This is a genomic window from Streptomyces sp. BRA346 (assembly GCF_052851135.1).
In genome coordinates this window covers 78,226-93,640 of the sequence record NZ_JAIWIH010000041.1, presented here as the reverse complement: position 1 = coordinate 93,640, position 15,415 = coordinate 78,226, and the positions used below count along the sequence as shown (strand labels likewise).

At 71.6% G+C, this 15,415-nt stretch carries 17 protein-coding genes and 1 pseudogene; 8 read left to right on the top strand and 10 right to left on the bottom strand.

Annotation, left to right across the window (positions count from 1 at the left end; translation table 11 throughout):
* Window positions 1–27: 27 nt before the first annotated feature.
* Genes LCH29_RS36650 through LCH29_RS36635 form a run of 4 tightly spaced genes read right to left on the bottom strand, consistent with a single transcriptional unit; the run spans window position 28 to window position 4,481 of the window.
* The gene (locus LCH29_RS36650; protein ID WP_446465997.1) at window positions 28–1,224 is read right to left on the bottom strand and encodes a Gfo/Idh/MocA family protein; all 1,197 of its coding nucleotides are present in this window, start codon (window positions 1,222–1,224) and stop codon (window positions 28–30) included.
* Between the two features lie 14 nt (window positions 1,225–1,238).
* Entirely contained in the window at window positions 1,239–2,618 is a 1,380-nt protein-coding gene (locus LCH29_RS36645) for an ABC transporter substrate-binding protein (RefSeq protein WP_446465996.1), read from the bottom strand.
* A gap of 9 nt (window positions 2,619–2,627) precedes the next feature.
* The gene (locus LCH29_RS36640) at window positions 2,628–3,575 is read right to left on the bottom strand and encodes a carbohydrate ABC transporter permease (protein ID WP_446465995.1); all 948 of its coding nucleotides are present in this window, start codon (window positions 3,573–3,575) and stop codon (window positions 2,628–2,630) included.
* A 9-nt stretch (window positions 3,576–3,584) separates the two neighbouring features.
* Entirely contained in the window at window positions 3,585–4,481 is an 897-nt protein-coding gene (locus LCH29_RS36635; RefSeq protein WP_446465994.1) for a carbohydrate ABC transporter permease, read from the bottom strand.
* Between the two features lie 174 nt (window positions 4,482–4,655).
* Here LCH29_RS36635 and LCH29_RS36630 point away from each other — a divergent pair, with 174 nt between their 5' ends.
* Complete coding sequence (locus tag LCH29_RS36630) at window positions 4,656–5,825, top strand: ROK family transcriptional regulator (protein ID WP_446466019.1); 1,170 nt, start codon at window positions 4,656–4,658, stop codon at window positions 5,823–5,825.
* 12 nt (window positions 5,826–5,837) lie between these two features.
* Here LCH29_RS36630 and LCH29_RS36625 read toward each other — a convergent pair whose 3' ends face one another.
* The 3 genes from LCH29_RS36625 to LCH29_RS36615 are packed head-to-tail and all read right to left on the bottom strand — an operon-like array spanning window position 5,838 to window position 6,788.
* A complete protein-coding gene (locus LCH29_RS36625) occupies window positions 5,838–6,146 on the bottom strand; it encodes a hypothetical protein (protein ID WP_009713540.1) in 309 nt (102 codons plus the stop codon).
* Window positions 6,147–6,182: 36 nt separating this feature from the next.
* Window positions 6,183–6,359 (bottom strand): hypothetical protein, encoded by a 177-nt coding sequence (locus LCH29_RS36620; RefSeq protein ID WP_446465993.1) that lies wholly within the window; start codon window positions 6,357–6,359, stop codon window positions 6,183–6,185.
* A gap of 9 nt (window positions 6,360–6,368) precedes the next feature.
* Window positions 6,369–6,788, bottom strand: a complete 420-nt coding sequence (locus LCH29_RS36615) for an ankyrin repeat domain-containing protein (protein WP_446465992.1) — start codon at window positions 6,786–6,788, stop codon at window positions 6,369–6,371.
* A 211-nt stretch (window positions 6,789–6,999) separates the two neighbouring features.
* On the opposite strand from LCH29_RS36615, the gene LCH29_RS36610 reads away from it, so the two are divergent.
* Both LCH29_RS36610 and LCH29_RS36605 read left to right on the top strand, forming a co-directional pair.
* Window positions 7,000–7,194 (top strand): hypothetical protein, encoded by a 195-nt coding sequence (locus LCH29_RS36610; RefSeq protein ID WP_039936790.1) that lies wholly within the window; start codon window positions 7,000–7,002, stop codon window positions 7,192–7,194.
* 1 nt (window position 7,195) lies between these two features.
* Entirely contained in the window at window positions 7,196–8,815 is a 1,620-nt protein-coding gene (locus LCH29_RS36605) for a hypothetical protein (RefSeq protein WP_446465991.1), read from the top strand.
* 13 nt (window positions 8,816–8,828) lie between these two features.
* Here LCH29_RS36605 and LCH29_RS36600 read toward each other — a convergent pair whose 3' ends face one another.
* The gene (locus tag LCH29_RS36600) at window positions 8,829–10,352 is read right to left on the bottom strand and encodes an SCO1417 family MocR-like transcription factor (protein ID WP_446465990.1); all 1,524 of its coding nucleotides are present in this window, start codon (window positions 10,350–10,352) and stop codon (window positions 8,829–8,831) included.
* A gap of 77 nt (window positions 10,353–10,429) precedes the next feature.
* Between LCH29_RS36600 and yczE the strand changes: the two genes are divergently transcribed.
* Together yczE and LCH29_RS36590 are read left to right on the top strand one after the other, a co-directional pair.
* Window positions 10,430–11,197, top strand: coding sequence for a membrane protein YczE (gene yczE / locus LCH29_RS36595; RefSeq protein WP_446465989.1), 768 nt, complete (start codon window positions 10,430–10,432; stop codon window positions 11,195–11,197).
* A gap of 256 nt (window positions 11,198–11,453) precedes the next feature.
* Window positions 11,454–11,831, top strand: a complete 378-nt coding sequence (locus LCH29_RS36590; protein WP_009713547.1) for an RNA polymerase-binding protein RbpA — start codon at window positions 11,454–11,456, stop codon at window positions 11,829–11,831.
* 76 nt (window positions 11,832–11,907) lie between these two features.
* On the opposite strand, the gene fxsA is transcribed toward LCH29_RS36590, so the two are convergent.
* Window positions 11,908–12,525 carry an FxsA family membrane protein gene (fxsA, locus tag LCH29_RS36585; protein ID WP_446465988.1) on the bottom strand — a complete coding sequence of 206 codons (618 nt, stop codon included), beginning with the start codon at window positions 12,523–12,525 and terminating at the stop codon, window positions 11,908–11,910.
* Window positions 12,526–12,652: 127 nt separating this feature from the next.
* On the opposite strand from fxsA, the gene LCH29_RS36580 reads away from it, so the two are divergent.
* From LCH29_RS36580 to LCH29_RS36570, 3 genes and pseudogenes are all read left to right on the top strand, one after another.
* Entirely contained in the window at window positions 12,653–12,817 is a 165-nt protein-coding gene (locus tag LCH29_RS36580) for a hypothetical protein (RefSeq protein WP_446465987.1), read from the top strand.
* The gene (locus tag LCH29_RS36575; RefSeq protein WP_446465986.1) at window positions 12,814–13,275 is read left to right on the top strand and encodes an MrpF/PhaF family protein; all 462 of its coding nucleotides are present in this window, start codon (window positions 12,814–12,816) and stop codon (window positions 13,273–13,275) included. The genes LCH29_RS36580 and LCH29_RS36575 overlap by 4 nt, the downstream gene beginning before the upstream one ends.
* 12 nt (window positions 13,276–13,287) lie before the next feature.
* Window positions 13,288–15,096: pseudogene (locus LCH29_RS36570) on the top strand (complex I subunit 5 family protein).
* Between the two features lie 71 nt (window positions 15,097–15,167).
* On the opposite strand, the gene LCH29_RS36565 reads toward LCH29_RS36570, so the two are convergent.
* Entirely contained in the window at window positions 15,168–15,359 is a 192-nt protein-coding gene (locus LCH29_RS36565; protein ID WP_123100500.1) for a Rho termination factor N-terminal domain-containing protein, read from the bottom strand.
* Window positions 15,360–15,415 lie beyond the last annotated feature (56 nt).

Here is a 15,415-nt window from a genome sequence, read left to right as displayed (position 1 = left end):
CGGCGGTCCGGCTCGCCCTGCGGGGCGCTACGCGGGCGCGTCGCCGAAGTCCGGGATGTCCAGGCGGGCACCGCCCTGGAGCGCGGACCGGTGGGCGACGATGCCCGGCAGGGTGTAGCGGGCCGCGACCCAGGCGTTCACCGTGGGCAGGGTGCGGGTGTTGACGGCGGTGACGAAGTCGTCGACGAGGAAGTGGTGGCTGCCCTCGTGCCCGTTGGGCAGCTGGGCGAACTCCTTCGGCAGCCGCGACCGGTCGTGCACGGGGGCGCTGCCCGAGGTGAAGGCGTCCCGCAGCGCGGGGGCCACCTCGGCGAGCGACGGATCGTCGGGGGACACGGTCGGCGCGGGCTGGAGGTGTGCGGAGACGTCCTGGACACCCTTCTTGTCCTGCCAGAAGCTGACGGTGGCGAGCTGCTCGAGACTGCCCTCGGTACCGAAGAAGCGGAACCGCGACTCGCGGATGTGTGAGGGGTAGCCCACCCGGCGGAACTCATTGATGCGGAACGATCCGCCCCCGGCCGCCTCGAAGAGCGCGGTGGCGTTGGAGAAGTCGTTGTCGAACTGGCTGACCTCCCGGTCGAAGACCCCGTCCCCCCGCTCGTCCCGCACCCCTATCGCGGACACGCTCACCGCGTGGGTCTGCCAGGCGCCCAGCACCCCGCCGACCGAGTGGGTGGGGTAGAGCAGCGGCGGATAGCTCGCGGTGGACTTCCACTGCTCGCCGCCGCTGTACTGGTACGCCTCGTAGAAGCCGAGATCCATGTCGTGGACGTAGTCGCCCTCGGCGTAGAAGAGCCGCCCGAAGCCGCCCTCGGTGATCTTCTCCCGGGCGTAGACGGTGGCCGGGTTGTACTGGCTGGTCTCGCCCATCATGTACGTCAGCCCGGTCTCCCGGACGGCGTCGATGATGGCGGCGATCTCCTCCTCGCTGACGGCCATCGGCACGGCCGAGTACACGTGCTTCCCGGCGCGCAGGGCCCGGACGACGAGGGGACCGTGGGTCCAGCGCTGGGTGAACAGCGCGACGGCGTCCACGTCGGATTCCAGCATGGCCTCGAACGAGGGGTGGGTCCCGGCCAGCCCGTACTGGGAGACCAGCCGGTCCGCGCGCTCGGGCAGCAGATCGGTGACGGTGACGTCCCCGACGCCCGGGTGGGCCTGGAAGAGCTTGGCGAACTGGCCGGCGAACTGCCCGGCGCCGACGATGCCAAGGGTGAACGGCATGGAGGGCCCTTTCATCAGGAGTGATCCTGGTCGAAGAGGAAGTTGATCTGGTCGTTGGTGCGGTCGAGCACGCCCGACACGGACGCCCCGTTGGCGTAGATGTCCTGCATCGCGGGGGTCATCAGGGCCTGAACGTCGGCGGCGTAGTCGGTGATGGGGAAGGAGAACGTGGTCCGGTCGGCGACCGGCTTGGTGAAGGCGGTGGTGTCGATGCCTTCCTTCTTGTACGCGGCCGCCGCCGCTGCCGTGCCCGCCTTGGTCGCCGGGAAGACGACCCTGTGTTCACCGACCGTCTTCTGGCACGCGTTCGAGGCGAGATAGGCCACCCACTTCTGGGCGCCCTCCTTGTTCTTCGCGTGTTTGCTGATGGAGTCGGCGAGGCCGTTCATCATGGTGGCGCGGTGACCGGACGGACCGACAGGGGTCAGGGCGGTGCCGACGTCGACGCCCTTGAGCCCGGCGAAGGTGGAGATCATCCAGGAGCCGTGCATCGCGATGGCCGCCTTGCCCGAACCGAGCTGCACGTCGGGTCCGTTGGACTCGGAGAAGTCCCTGAACGGTGCGAGGTACCCCTTCTTCGCCAACCCGAAGTACCAGCGGATGGCGCTCTTGAAGGCGGGCTGGTCGTAGTTGTAGTGATCGCCCCACACCCGCTTGTTGGTGTAATGCCAGCCCGCCGAGCCGGCGAAGGCGCTCCACTGGGTCTGGCCGTCGGATTGACCCGCGTCATTGGTGGCCAGGCCGTAGGTGCGGACGTGGTTCTTGTCGAAGCCCGGCTCGTCGCCCCGGACCCCGTTCCGGTCGACGGTGAGATGGGCGATGGTCCTCTCGAAGCTGCCGCCGTCCTTGGGGTTCCAGGCGAGCGAGTTGAGGTCCTTGGCGGAGACCCCGGCGGCCTTGGCCATCTTCTTGTTGTAGAAGAGGGCGACGGTGTCCCAGTCCTTCGGGGCGCCGTAGCGGTGGCCGTCCCGACCGATCCAGGAGGCGCCGAGGCTGGGCTGATAGTCGGCGTTCTTGATGCCCTTGGTGGCGGGCAGCTCGTCGAGCGGGGCGAGCACGCCGAGGTCGGCGAACTGGCCGAACTTGGAGACGTGGTCGGTGAAGACGTCGGGCTGGGTGCCCGCGATGAAGGCGGCCGTGAGCTTGGTCCAGTAGTCGTCCCAGCCCATCTGGGTGATCTTGACGTTGAGCCCGGGGTTCCTCTTCTCGAAGTCCTTCGCGCACGCCTGGTAGGCGGGCAGCTGATTGGCGTCCCAGAGCCAATAGCTGACGGTCCGCTGCGCGGAGACCGAGGTGGAGCCCTGTGGTGCGCAGCCCGCCGCGAGGGTGAGCGCCGCGGCTCCGCCTAGCGCGCATGTGGTGCGGAGGGCGCGGAGGGTTCGTGCCGTGGCCATCGCTGCCTCCTACTTGATTCCGGTGAAGCCGACGGAGTTGATGACGCGCCGGGCGAACGCGGCGAACAGCAGGAGCATGGGGAGCGCGGCGACCAGCGTCGCCGACATCAGCCCGGCCCAGTCCATGCCGGTCTGCGGCGACTGGGCGCGGAAGATGCTCAGCGCGACGGTGAGCACCCGGGAGCTGTCGCTGTAGGACACCATGAGCGGCCAGAAGTAGTCGTTCCAGGAGGTCATGTAGGTGAGGATGGCGAGGGTCGCGATCGGCGCCCCCGCCATCGGCAGGATGACCCGGAAGAAGACCCGCACCTTCCCCGCGCCGTCCAGCAGCGCGGCCTCCTCGATCTCCGCGGGGATGTTCATGAAGAACTGGCGGAGGAAGAAGACGGCGAACGGCGTCATGAACATCGTGGGCAGCGCGATGCCGAGCAGGCTGTCGATCAGGCCGAGCTGCTTGATGAGGACGAAGTTCGGCAGCAGCGTGAAGACGGCGGGCACCATGAGCCCGGCGAGCACCAGCCCGAACACGGTATCCCGGCCGCGCCATCGCAGGCGGGCGAAGGCGTAGGCGGCCATGGCGGAGAACAGGACCTGGCAGCCGGTGATCAGGGTGGAGACGAATATCGAGTTGAGCAGATAGCGCCAGAAGTTGAGGTCGGCACCCGAGCCGCCCTGGGCGAGGGCGTCCTTGGTGCTCTGGAGGCCGAAGACCCGGGCGAAGCCGCCCAGGCTGATGTCGACGGGAAGCAGGGAGGAGGGGTGGGCGGCGAGCGCGGTGTTGGTGGACAGCGCGGTTCGCAGGATCCAGTAGAAGGGGAAGAGCGTCACCACCATGACCCCGCCCATGAGGATCCAGGCGAGGACGCGGCCGGGTGAGGGCCTGCGCCGCGTCCTGAGCGCGGTCCGGGTGGTGGCGGGGCTGGGGGCGCCGAGTTTCGTGGGTGTCGCCAATGCCATGACGGGCCCCTATCCGAGGTCGGTCTGGCCGGCCTTGGTGAGCCGGTACTGGACGATGGTGATCACGCTGAGGACGATCAGCAGGGCGACGGACATCGCGGAGGCATAGCCGAACTGGAAGCGTCCGAACGCGGCTCCGTAGATGTAGTACTGGAGCACGTTGGTGGCGTTGGCCGGGCCTCCGGCCGTGGTGACCGCGACCGTGTCGAACACCTGGAACGACCCGATGACGGTCATGATGAGCACGAGCGCGAGGATCGGCCGCAGCAGCGGCAGGGAGATCCGCCAGAACATCCGCCACTCCCCCGCCCCGTCGATCCGGCCCGCCTCGTACATGTCCTTGGGGATCGCCTGGAGCCCGGCGAAGAGCAGCAGGGCCGTATAGCCCACGTGCCGCCAGACGTTGACGAGCGCGATGGTGGGGATCGCCCACCCCTGGCTCGCGAAGAAGCCGATGTGGTCGAAGCCGAGGGCGCCGAGGATCTGGTTGCCGATGCCGAGCTGGGTGTCGAGCATCCACAGGAAGACGATGCCGGTGACCACGTTGGAGACCAGATACGGGGTGAGCACGATGCCGCGCACCAGCGCCGACTGGGTCAGCCGCTGCATCAGGACGGCGATCAGCAGGGCCACGACCGTCTGCACGCCGATGTTCATGACCACGTAGAGAACGGTGACGCGCAACGAGTCCCAGAAGATGGGGTCGTTGACCATGCGCACGTAGTTGTCGAGGCCCACCCACTCCGGCGGGGTCAGCAGGTTGAAGCGGGTGAAGCTCAGATAGATCCCGCGCAGGGTGGGCCAGAGCAGGAAGACGAGAAACCCGAACAGGGCGGGTGCGATGAACGCCGCCGCGAGAAGCCCGTCGCCGCGGGCGCCCTCGCGACGGGGCGAGGCGATGGCCATAAGACTCCCTTGTCCATGACGTGGTCCATGGCCGATTAGTTTCGTGACGAAAAAATAGAGCTGTCAAGACCCGTGCATGAGCTGTGGAAAACCCGTTGTCCACAGCCTCTGACCCCGCCATTGTTTTCGTCGAGAAAGATATATAGGCTCCGGGATGTGGATGATGAAGGCTCGATGAGTGCGCTGGCGGCCAGTTGGGCACCGCTGAGTCCCGCCGAGCGGGCGGTGGCGATCGAAGTGCTGATGCACGGCCCGCTCTCCCGCGGTGAGATCGCCAGACGGCTGGATCTGTCGGCGGGCAGCCTCACCCGGCTGACCAAGCCGCTGATCGAGTCCGGGCTGCTGGTCGAGGAGGCGTGGCCGAACGCGTCCCGTCCGGCCCGGACCGGCGGTCAGGGGCGCCCCTCCCAGCCGCTGGACATCGTGGCCGAGTCCCGCTACTTCGCCGGATTCAAGATCACCGGCGATGCGGTGTACGGGGTGGTCACCACGCTCAAGAGCGAGGTCGTGGCCCAGCGGACCCGTCCGCTCGGCACCCATGACCCCGAGGAGGTCGCGGACCTCCTCGAGGCTTTCGTCCGGGACTTCAGCCGCGATTTCCCCCGGCTGGCCGGGATCGGCGTGGGCGTGGGCGGCCATGTCCGGGGCCGGTCCACCGTCGTCGACTCCGCCTTCCTGGACTGGGACGACGTCCCGTTCGCCGAGCTCCTGGAGCGGCGCACCGGGCTGCCGGTGGTGGTGGAGAACGACGTGGTGGCCCTCACCGAGGCCGAGACCTGGTTCGGCGCGGGGCGCGGGCTGGACCGCTTCGTCGTGCTCACGATCGGCGCGGGCATCGGATACGGCCTGGTCATCGGCGGCACCCTGGTCCGCGGCGCGGAGGACGGCCATGGTCTCGGCAAGCGCTGGATCATCGATCCGAACGGGCCCCTCACCCCGGACGGGGAGCGCGGCAGCGCGGTCGCACTGCTGTCCATCCCGAGCATCCGCTACCAGGTGCAGGCCGCACTGGGCCGGGAGGTCGACTATCCCGGCATTCTCGCCCTCGCCGCATCCGGCGATCCGGTCACCGGCCGGGTGATCGACGAGGCGGCGCGGGGGCTGGGCATCCTGGTGGCGCAGATCGCCAACTTCGCGATGCCGCAGAAGATCCTGCTCGCCGGGGAGGGGGTCGGTCTGGTCGACGTCGCGGGCGAGACCATCCGGCGGACCATCGCCGCCCATCGCCATCCGCTGGCGGATCCGATCGACCTGGAGACCAAGGTCTCCGATTTCAACGACTGGGCGCGGGGGGCCGCCGTGCTGGCCATCCAGGTGCTCGTCCTCGGCAAGACGGACGGATAGCCGCGGAGCGCTTCAGTACCGCAGGCGGGCCGTGTGACCGTCGATCCGCAGGATGCACTCCGTGAACAGCGCCATCGGGGGGCTGCCGTCCGCGGGGACCAACCGCAGTTCGAGGTCCATGATGGATCTGATCACCTGGGCGGTACGGCTTCCGTCAGGGTCCGGACCGCGCAGCGCCGACCACGACTCGAACTTGTCCCGGGCCTTTTCCCATGCGGGTCCGGGCGTGAAGTGGCACAGGAAGACCGGCTGGTCGACCCCGTACTGCCGTAACTCGCCGACCGTGGCCTCACCTTGCATAAGCCACCAAGTGGCAGTCATCGCGCCCCCAACTCCGTACATGGGACTGGATACCGATCATACGGGTGCGGAAGGGCCGCCGAGGACCAACTCGATTCCGGAGCCCCGCTCCAGCAGCGCAGCCGGTCGCGTCGGCAGGGCTCGGTACTCGCAGCGGCCGTACCAGTACGAGTAGTTGGGGATCCCGGAACCGGCGCGCGGGCCGGTTCCGGGAGTGAAGGTGCGCACGGACACGGCCCGGCGCTACGAGTCCGCGGGCCCGAACAGCGCGAGCAGGTCCTCCCGCCCGAACATGCGCGCCGTGTCGACCGCCGACGGCGAGCCCGCGCGCGGGTCGGCACCGGCGGCCAGCAGGACCCGCAGCACCTCCTCCTCCCCTTTGAAGGCCGCCCCGGCGATGGGTGTCTGCCCCCGCTCGTTGACGCGGTTGGGGTCGGCGCCGCGCTCCAGCAGGGCGGACACGGCCGCGGCGTTGCCGTGGTAGGCGGCCAGCATGAGCAGCGAATCGCCCTTGTCGTTGGTGAGGTTGGCCGGAACACCCGCGTCCACGTAGGCGGCGAGCGTGTCGGTGTCACCGTGCCGGGCCAGGTCGAAGACCTTGGCCGCCAGTTGCAGCACCTCCGGGTCGTGAGCGGGCTCGCTCTCGGGGTTCGGTGCGCTCATCGCGTATCGCCTCCGCCTTCGCTAGCTGTGCGTTCACTGCCTGTGCATGCCGCTACCCGCGCACGCGCCACCTGTGCATGTGATCACCGGCACGTGACCATTGTTGCGCTTGCGCCAACAATCTCCCCATTTGCACCTTTCCCCGAATGGATACATGCTGTGACCCTGGAATGACTCATGGTGAGAGTCCCCCACCAGCCAGGAGACCGAGATGATCCTGTCCATTTCCGGTGTCGTCCTGCTCGGCATCGTCGTCTTCATCTTCTTCCGCAAAGACGGCCTCAAGGCATCCCACGGCGTCGTGTGCGCCCTCTTCGGCTTCTACCTCGCGAGCACCGCCATCGCCCCGAGCATCAAGGCCGGTGGCGCGAGCCTCGCCAGTCTGCTGGGCGGGATCAAGATCTGACGTGGGCCTGCCACCGCTCCCCCGGCTCCGCCTCGGCGGCGCCGGGGCCGCCCCGTTCCGCCGCGGCCGCGAGTTCGCCCGCACCGCGGCCGACAGCGCCGCCGACGTCCTCCACCCGCTGCTCGCCCTCTCCCGGGGCCTGCGGGTGCTCGCCGCCGGAGCGCGGCGCCGCTGGGTGGAGCTTCCGGGCGAACAGCGCGGGCCCGCGTTCTTCGTCGCGGCCGCCTGCCTGTTCGTCGTCTTCCTGCTGCCGTACGGACCGCTGGCCTCGGCGATCGGCCTGCTCGGCGCCGCGGGCTGGGCCGGGCGGGTGCGCGCCCCCGCCGCCCCGGGGCCGGGCGCCGACGGGACCGAACGGCTGCGCCTGATCTACGAGGCGCTGGTGCCGTACTTCGCCGCCGCCGAGGACCCCGACCCGCTCTACAGCCACGGCGGGGAGTGGTCGCGCCCCTTCGAGTCGTTCGACTTCGACGAGGACGGGCGGCTGACCCGGCTGCTGCTGCGCTACCCCGCGTACTTCACGGACGGCGAGGCCGAGTCCCGGGCCCGTGTCGAGCAGGTGCTGTACGCGAAGTCGGGGCGCGACCGGGAGTACCTGTTCACCTGGGACGAGGAGGCGAACCGGCTCACCCTGGCGGTGCTGCCCGCCCTGTCCACCGCGATCTGCGCGCAGCGCTTCGTGACCGCGCCGGGCGAGACGGTGCTCGGCTTCACGGACGCGTCGTCCGTGCGGCGGACCCTGCCGGTGCTGGAGGGCGTCGACGACGAGACGGCCCGGGCCCGGGACGACTCCGATACGGGCGGGACGGCCGTCGACGGGACGGCGGCGGCGACCCGGGACGTGCCCCCCGTCGTCTGGCGCACCGGGCCGCGCTCCACCGAACCGCATCTGCTGGTGCTCGGCCGCCCCGGCAGCGGCACCACCACCCTGCTCCGCTCCATCCTGCTCCAGGCGCTGCCGCACGGCGACGTGCTGGTGGTGGACGGCAGCGGAACCGGCGAGTACGCGTGCCTCGGCGGCCGCGCCGGGGTGCTGGCCGTCGAATGCGGGCTCGCCGGGGTGCTGGCGACGCTGGAGTGGGCCGGGCACGAGACCGAACGGCGGCTGCTCGCCGCCAACCGCGCCCGCCAGTTCGGCCACCCGCCGCCGGAGGACGTCCAGCGCCCGCTGTGGATCGTGCTGGACCGACCGTCGGCGCTCAGCCATGTGGCGGCGGCGGACGGCCGTACGGACCCGCAGGAGCTGCTCCAGGTGCCGCTGCGGCACGGGCGGGCGGCGAACGTACGGGTCGTGGTGGCCGAGCAGCTGGACGCGGCGGAGGGCCTGAGCGAGGCCGTACGGTTCCACACCCGCGCCCGGGTGGTCCTCGGCCCGGCCTCACTCGAACAGACCACCGCCGTACTGGGCGCCCCGCCGCCCACCACCCCGGTGCCGGAGGCACCGGCGGGCCGGGGGTACGCGCGGCTCGGCGCGGGGCCGGTGCACCGGCTCCAGGTACCGGCCACGCCCGACCCGTACGACGACGCGACGAGCGAGGGCCAGCGGCGGGCGGTGCTGCGGCTGCTGCCGGGGCCGGAGGCGGGCTCCCCGGGTGAGCGGGTGGTGGCCACGAGCCAGTGAAGGTGGGGGCGGGTCAGGCCACCCAGGTGCGCGGGGTCTCCGCCTCCACCGTGGCGCCCGTCGCCACCAGGTCCGCGGCCGCCGCCAGGCGCTCGGCGGCCTTGTCGGCCACCGCGCCCGCCACCGTGAACGGGAGCCGGACGTAGCCCTCGAAGGCGCCGTCCACGCCGAAGCGCGGGCCCGAGGGGACGCGGACGCCCAGCCGGGCCCCGGCCTCCGCGATGCGGGAGCCGGAGAGGCCGCCGGTGCGGGCCCAGAGGGTGAGGCCGCCGTGCGGGACGGTGAACTCCCAGTCGGGGAGGTGGCGTCGTACGGCGGCCACCAGCGCGTCCCGGTTGTCGCGCGCGAGCGCGCGGCGGACCTCGATGGCCTCCTCCCAGCCACCGGTGTTCAACAGCCACCCGACGGCGAGCTGTTCGATCACGGGCGTGCCCAGGTCGGCGTAGGCGCGGGCGGCGACCAGGCTGCGGATGACGTCGGGCGCGGCCCGGACCCAGCCGATGCGCAAGCCCGCCCAGAAGGACTTGCTCGCGGAGCCGACGGTGATGACGGTGCTGCCCGCCGGGTCGAAGGCGGAGACCGGGCGGGGCAGCTCGACGTCGTCGTCCAGCCGCAGTTCGGACATGGTCTCGTCGGCGATCAGGACCGTCCCGGCCGCGCGGGCGGCATCGACGAGGCCGCGGCGCTGCTCCTCGGTGGCGAGCGCGCCGGTGGGGTTGTGGAAGTCCGCGACGACGTAGGCCATACGGGGGGCGGCGGCGCCGAGGACCTGACGCCAGGCCGGGATGTCCCAGCCCACGAGCCGGTCGGCCATTGCGACGGGCACCAGCCGGGCGCCCGCCTCCCGCATCAGCTGGAGCACATTGGCGTAGCTGGGCGATTCGACGGCGACGCGCTCACCGGGGCGGACCAGGAGCCGGCAGGTGGCGGCGACGGCGCCCATGGCGCCGGTGGTGACCATGATCTGTTCGGGCATGGTCGGTACGCCGCGGGCGGTGTACCGGTCGGCGAGCGCCTGGCGCAGGACGGGCAGGCCCGCGGGGTAGTCGCCGTGGGTGCGGGCGTACGGCGGCAGTTCCTCCAGGGCGCCGCGCGTCGCGCGGGTCAGCCAGGGCTCGGGGGCGGGGAGCGCGGCGCAGCCGAGATCGATGACGGAGGCGGCGGCCTCCGGAGGCAGCGGGTCGAGGCCGCGGGTGGGCAGCGGGCTGCCGGCGGGCATGGCGGTCCAGCTGCCCGCGCCGCGCCGCGACTCCAGGAACCCCTCGCCGCGCAGCGCCTCGTAGGCGGCGGCGACGGTGGTGCGGCTGACGGCGAGCGCCGCGGCGAGTTCGCGCTCGGCGGGCAGGCGGGCCGCGACCGGGACCCGGCCCTCCAGCAGGAGCAGCCGTACGCCGTCGGCGAGCGCGCGGTAGGCGGGGACGCGGCGGCCGCCGTTGAGCGACGCGACGGGGCTCTCCACCGTCGCCTCGCGGGTGTGCTGGGAGCCGAGCAGGCGGGCCAGTTGAGGTGCCCCCACCGCGGAGGTCCACGGACTCATCGGATGCGGTCCACCTTTCCCGGATTGGCCATGGAACTGGACTGGTTCCAGGCATCAGAGTGACATGTCACCGGCCAATGGCACCAGTCCACACAGAAACCAGCCCAGACAGAAGTGGCCACTCACCACAGGAGTACGCGTTGCCCAAGGCACCCTCGGGGGACTCCCGTCTCGCCCGTCGTCTCGTCCAGCTCTACGGAGGGCTCGTGCTGTACGGCGTGGGCATGGGACTCCAGGTGCGCGCCGCGCTCGGGCTCGATCCGTGGGACGTGTTCCACCAGGGGATCGTCAAGCGCACCCCGCTGTCGTTCGGCACGGTGACGATCATCGTCGGGGCCGCCGTGCTCCTGCTGTGGATTCCGCTGCGGCAGCGGCCGCGGCTCGGCACGGTGTCGAACGTGATGGTGATCGGGGTCACGGTGGACGCCACCCTGTGGCTCGTACCGCAGCCGGACGCCCTGGCGCTGCGCGTCCCCCTGCTGCTGGCCTCGATCGTGGTGGGCGGCGCGGCCACCGGGCTGTACATCTCCGCGCGGTTCGGGCCGGGGCCGCGGGACGGCCTGATGACGGGGCTGCACCAGCGCACCGGCCGGTCGGTCCGGCTGGTGCGGACCGGGATCGAGGTGGCGGTGCTGGCCACGGGATTCGCACTGGGCGGCTCGGTGGGAGTGGGCACGGTTCTGTACGCGCTGGCCATCGGGCCGCTTTCGCAGTACTTCCTGGGCCTGTTCGCGATACCCTCAGCCACCGGCGACACGACCGGAGACGCTCCCGAGGAGACGACGGAGAGTTCACCGGTGGTGGCGCAGGGCGGTCCACGGAGTCCGATCCGTGACCTGATTTAGCCCTCGCGTGCGTGGAGCGGTAGTGTACGCCCTTGGCCCACCAGGCGGACCGTTACTGCGCGCTAAAGCATGAGAAACGCTGGGTGACATCTGCTGCCAGATGTGACAAACCGGGCGCCTGTGGGTAGAACAACGGGGCGGCACGACGGGCGACGCATGTCCCAGTACGGGAATCTTCACCGCCGACCGGACGTTGACCGGATGACGACGACAGCGACACCTGTCCTGTGGGCGAGAAGCCCGGGAGGCACGATTCATGAGTGAGCGAGCTCTTCGCGGCACGCGACTCGTGGTGACCAGCTACGAGACCGACCGCGGCATCGATCTGGCCCCGCGCCAGGCGGTGGAGTACGCATGCCAGAACGGACACCGATTCGAGATGCCGTTCTCGGTGGAGGCGGAGATTCCGCCGGAGTGGGAGTGTAAGGCGTGCGGCGCCATGGCACTCCTGGTGGACGGCGAGGGACCTGAGGAGAAGAAGGGCAAGCCCGCGCGCACGCACTGGGACATGCTCATGGAGCGGCGTACCCGTGAAGAGCTGGAGGAGGTGCTGGCCGAGCGGCTGGCTATCCTTCGGTCGGGCGCCATGAACATCGCCGTGCATCCGCGCGACACGAGCCGTAAGTCTGCCTGACCTTCAACGGCAGTACTGACGCACAAGGGCCGGGGCCACGCTTACGCAGTGGCCCCGGCCCTTGTGCGCTCGTCGATCAGTCCTTGTCGTCCCGGACCACATCGCCCCGGACCACGTCCCCCCGGCCCGCGTCGTCCCGGCTCACGTCGTCGCGGACCACCTCGCCCTGGATGACCTGGCCGTCCCGCGAGCCCCCGGCCGGGCCGGACCCCGGCTGCCGCCCCGGCCCGCCGCCCTGCCCGAAGGCGACGCCCAGCGAGCCCGGCGTGTAGCCCATCCGGCGCGACAGCGCGGACTCGGCGCGCCGCCGCAGCACGGCCGCGGTCGGCGGGAACAGGCACAGCAGCGCGGCCACGTCCGAGAGCAGCCCCGGGATCATCAGCAGCAGCCCGCCGAGCATGGTGAAGGAGTTGCCGGTCCGCCCCGGCTGCTCGGCGGGCTCGGCGCCCTGCTGCATGGTCCGGGCCAGGTTCTGCCAGGCCCGGCGCCCCGCCCGCTTGACGACGGCCGCGCCGCCGACCGCGCCCGCGACCAGCAGCAGGAAGACGGTGAGCCCACCGGCCGCCTCCGCGACCAGGGTCAGCAGCCAGATCTCCAGCACCAGCCAGGCGGCGATGCCCAGCGGTACGAACGTGCGGGCGCGGCTGCGCTTCGGGCGGGTCGGGTCGCTCTGCGGGGATGCGCCGGTCATCATGCCTCCAAGTGTGCCCGGGCCCGAGCGCTGTATGGACCCCGGGGCGTGGATCCAGGCAGCCCCGGACGCGCATCCACGGGGAATCGGCGGCGGCCGTCCGGGTACCCGCCGCCGCGGAGGTGGCGGAATGTCCGGTGTGCTCGAAGTGCTCGCCTGGTGGCTGGTGCTGACCGGGATCTGGCTGGTGCTCATCAGCACCGTCGACTCCCTGGAGGCCATGGTGGGCGCGGCCGCCCCGCTGCCCACCGCCCTCGTCGCCCGCGCCGCGCGCCGGGTGGTGACGGGTCGGTGAGGGCGGACGACGGCTGGCTGCTGGTGGCGCTGGTGCCGCTGCTCGCCCTCGTACCGGTGCTGTGGTGGATCTCCCGCGGGGCGCCGGAGGAGCGGCTGATCGCCCAGAACCTCACCTCGCTGCTGGGCGGTCTGGCGCTGCTCCCGGCCGCACAGGGCTTCGGCCGCCCCGGATACCAGGACGTGGCCCTCGTCCTGTCCGTGCTCGGGCCCACCGGCACGCTGATCTACGCCCGCTTCCTCGGCGTCCTGCCCGGCTCCCGGCTGGTGCGCCGGACGGCCCTGCTCGGGGTTCCGGCGATCGTGCTGCCGCTGTGCGTGGCGACCGGGCCCGGCCGGGCGATGGCGAAGCTGCTGCTGATCGGGGCACTGCTGATCGCGGGCAGCGTGGCGACGGGCGCGGGCGGCGGCTCCGCAAGCGGCACGGCACGGTCGACCCGGACGCGCTGTCCGAGCTGAAGGGCTGACCGGATGGACGCCGCGCGGCTGCTGCCGCTGGTGGTGGCCGTACCGCTGTTCGGCGCGGCGGTGCTGGTGGCCGCCGGGCGGCGGCTGCCCCGGCTCGCCTCCGACGTCCTGGGCTGCGCCTTCGCCGCCGTCACCGCCGTGCTGACGCTGATCCTGGCGGGGCACTCCACGGACCGTCCCGCGGAGTGGGTGGGCGGCTGGCGGCCGGTGGACGGCAAGGGCGTGGGCATCGTGCTGGTGGGCGATCCGCTGGGCACCGGGCTCGCGGCGCTGGTCTCGCTGCTGGTGGTGGCCGTCCTGGTCTACTCCTGGCGCCACTTCGGGGAGCCGCCGCGCGGCCACACCGGTTCCTTCACGCGCTGATCCTGCTCTTCCAGGCGGGCATGTGCGGCTTCACGCTGACCGGGGACCTGTTCAACGCGTTCGTCTTCTTCGAGCTGATGGGCGTCGTCGCGTACGCCCTGACCGGCTTCCGGGTGGAGGAGCCGAAGCCGCTTCAGGGGGCGCTGGCCTTCGGCGTGGTGAACTCCCTCGGCGCGTACTGCATGCTGCTGGGCATCACGCTGCTGTACGCGCGCACCGGGGAGCTGGGCTTCGCCCAGCTCGGGCGGGCGCTGGACGCGGACCCTCCGGACGCCCTCGTCCGCGTTCGTCCTGGTGACGACCGGGCTGCTGGTGAAGGCGGCCGCGGTGCCCTTCCACTTCTGGCTCCCCGACGCGCACGCGGTCGCCCCCACACCCGTGTGCATGCTGCTGTCCGGCGTCATGGTGGAGCTGGGGGTGTACGGGGTCGGCCGGGTCTACGGGACGGTCTTCGCGGGACCGGGCGGCATCGCGCATTCCGCCTTCACCCACGCGCTGCTGGCCCTCGGGGTGCTCACGGCCGTGCTGGGCGCGCTCATGTGCTGGCAGCAGCGGCATCTCAAGCGGCTGCTGGCGTCCTCCACGGTGGCCCACATCGGGCTGTTCCTGACCGGTCTGGCCGTGTTCTCCCCCGACGCCGTCTCCGGGACCGCGCTGTACGTCGCCGGTCACGCGGGCGTGAAGGCGGCCCTGTTCGCGTGCGCGGGCATCCTGCTCGACCGGTACGCCTCCGTGGACGAGCACGAGCTGTACGGGAAGGCCCGGGAACTCCGTTTGGTGGGCGTTCTGTTCGCGGTCGGCGGCCTGGCCCTGTGCGGGCTGCCGCCGTTCGGCTCGGGGCTCGGCAAGGCGGTCGCGGAGGAGGCCGCCGGGCATGCGGCGGGCTGGCTGCGCGCGCTGTACGTCGTGGTGTCGGCGGTGACCGGCGGCGCGGTGCTGCGGGTGGGCCTGCGGGTCTTCGCCGGGGCGGGCCGACCGCCGCACGACGGGCAGAACGCGGTCCCGAAGACCACCGGTGAGGAGGAGCCGGAGACCGGCGGCCGCCTCGGGCGCATCCCGGTGCCGATGCTGGCCGTACCGGCGGTGCTGCTGGCCGGGGCGCTGGCGGTCGGGGTGATCCCGCCGCTGGCGTCGGCCGCCGGGCGGGCCGGGGCGCTGTTCACCGACGGCTCCGGCTACCGGCCCGCGGTGCTCGGCGGACGCGCGGCGTCCGCCCCGGCGTTCGTGCCGCCGCACTGGTCGGCGGCCGGGCTGCTGCTCGGGCTGCTCTCCACGGCCCTCGCCATCGCCCTGGCCGCACTGGCAGTGCGGCGGCCCGCCCTTACCGGGGCGGCCGCGCTGCTCGCGCCCGTACGGCGGCTCCAGTCCGGGCACGTCGGCGACTACGTCGCCTGGATGGTCGCCGGGACGGCACTGCTGACCGCGCTGACCGTCCCGGGGATCCGCTAGCGGATCGTTTCGGCGTCCGGGTGTCCCGGCGTCCCCGCACGGGGGCCCGTGGACGCCCGGCTGTCTCGGTGTCAGCGGTTACGGCGCAGAGCGGAGATCAGCTGACTCTTCGACATCTGCGACCTGCCCTCGATCCCGGCCTTCTGGGCCTCGCGGTACAGGTCCTCCTTGGTACGCGCCTCCATGCCGCTGGACTTCGCACCCTTGGGGGCCATCGTCCTGCGCTGTGTGCGCTTGCTGCTCTTCATGGTCGTCTTGGGCATGTTCCGCCTCCTTCCGCCTTCAGTGTCCGGCAGATGACGGAACGCCGCCCGTGGGA

Excerpts from the sequence above, each read along its gene's own strand:
- LCH29_RS36650 (WP_446465997.1), bottom strand. The coding sequence starts at position 1,224 with ATGCCGTTCACCCTTGGCATCGTCGGCGCCGGGCAGTTCGCCGGCCAG.
- LCH29_RS36645 (WP_446465996.1), bottom strand. The coding sequence starts at position 2,618 with ATGGCCACGGCACGAACCCTCCGCGCCCTCCGCACCACATGCGCGCTA.
- LCH29_RS36640 (WP_446465995.1), bottom strand. The coding sequence starts at position 3,575 with ATGGCATTGGCGACACCCACGAAACTCGGCGCCCCCAGCCCCGCCACC.
- LCH29_RS36635 (WP_446465994.1), bottom strand. The coding sequence starts at position 4,481 with ATGGCCATCGCCTCGCCCCGTCGCGAGGGCGCCCGCGGCGACGGGCTT.
- LCH29_RS36630 (WP_446466019.1), top strand. The coding sequence starts at position 4,656 with ATGAGTGCGCTGGCGGCCAGTTGGGCACCGCTGAGTCCCGCCGAGCGG.
- LCH29_RS36625 (WP_009713540.1), bottom strand. The coding sequence starts at position 6,146 with ATGACTGCCACTTGGTGGCTTATGCAAGGTGAGGCCACGGTCGGCGAG.
- LCH29_RS36615 (WP_446465992.1), bottom strand. The coding sequence starts at position 6,788 with ATGAGCGCACCGAACCCCGAGAGCGAGCCCGCTCACGACCCGGAGGTG.
- LCH29_RS36610 (WP_039936790.1), top strand. The coding sequence starts at position 7,000 with ATGATCCTGTCCATTTCCGGTGTCGTCCTGCTCGGCATCGTCGTCTTC.
- LCH29_RS36600 (WP_446465990.1), bottom strand. The coding sequence starts at position 10,352 with ATGAGTCCGTGGACCTCCGCGGTGGGGGCACCTCAACTGGCCCGCCTG.
- yczE (WP_446465989.1), top strand. The coding sequence starts at position 10,430 with ATGGCACCAGTCCACACAGAAACCAGCCCAGACAGAAGTGGCCACTCA.
- LCH29_RS36590 (WP_009713547.1), top strand. The coding sequence starts at position 11,454 with ATGAGTGAGCGAGCTCTTCGCGGCACGCGACTCGTGGTGACCAGCTAC.
- fxsA (WP_446465988.1), bottom strand. The coding sequence starts at position 12,525 with ATGATGACCGGCGCATCCCCGCAGAGCGACCCGACCCGCCCGAAGCGC.
- LCH29_RS36580 (WP_446465987.1), top strand. The coding sequence starts at position 12,653 with ATGTCCGGTGTGCTCGAAGTGCTCGCCTGGTGGCTGGTGCTGACCGGG.
- LCH29_RS36565 (WP_123100500.1), bottom strand. The coding sequence starts at position 15,359 with ATGCCCAAGACGACCATGAAGAGCAGCAAGCGCACACAGCGCAGGACG.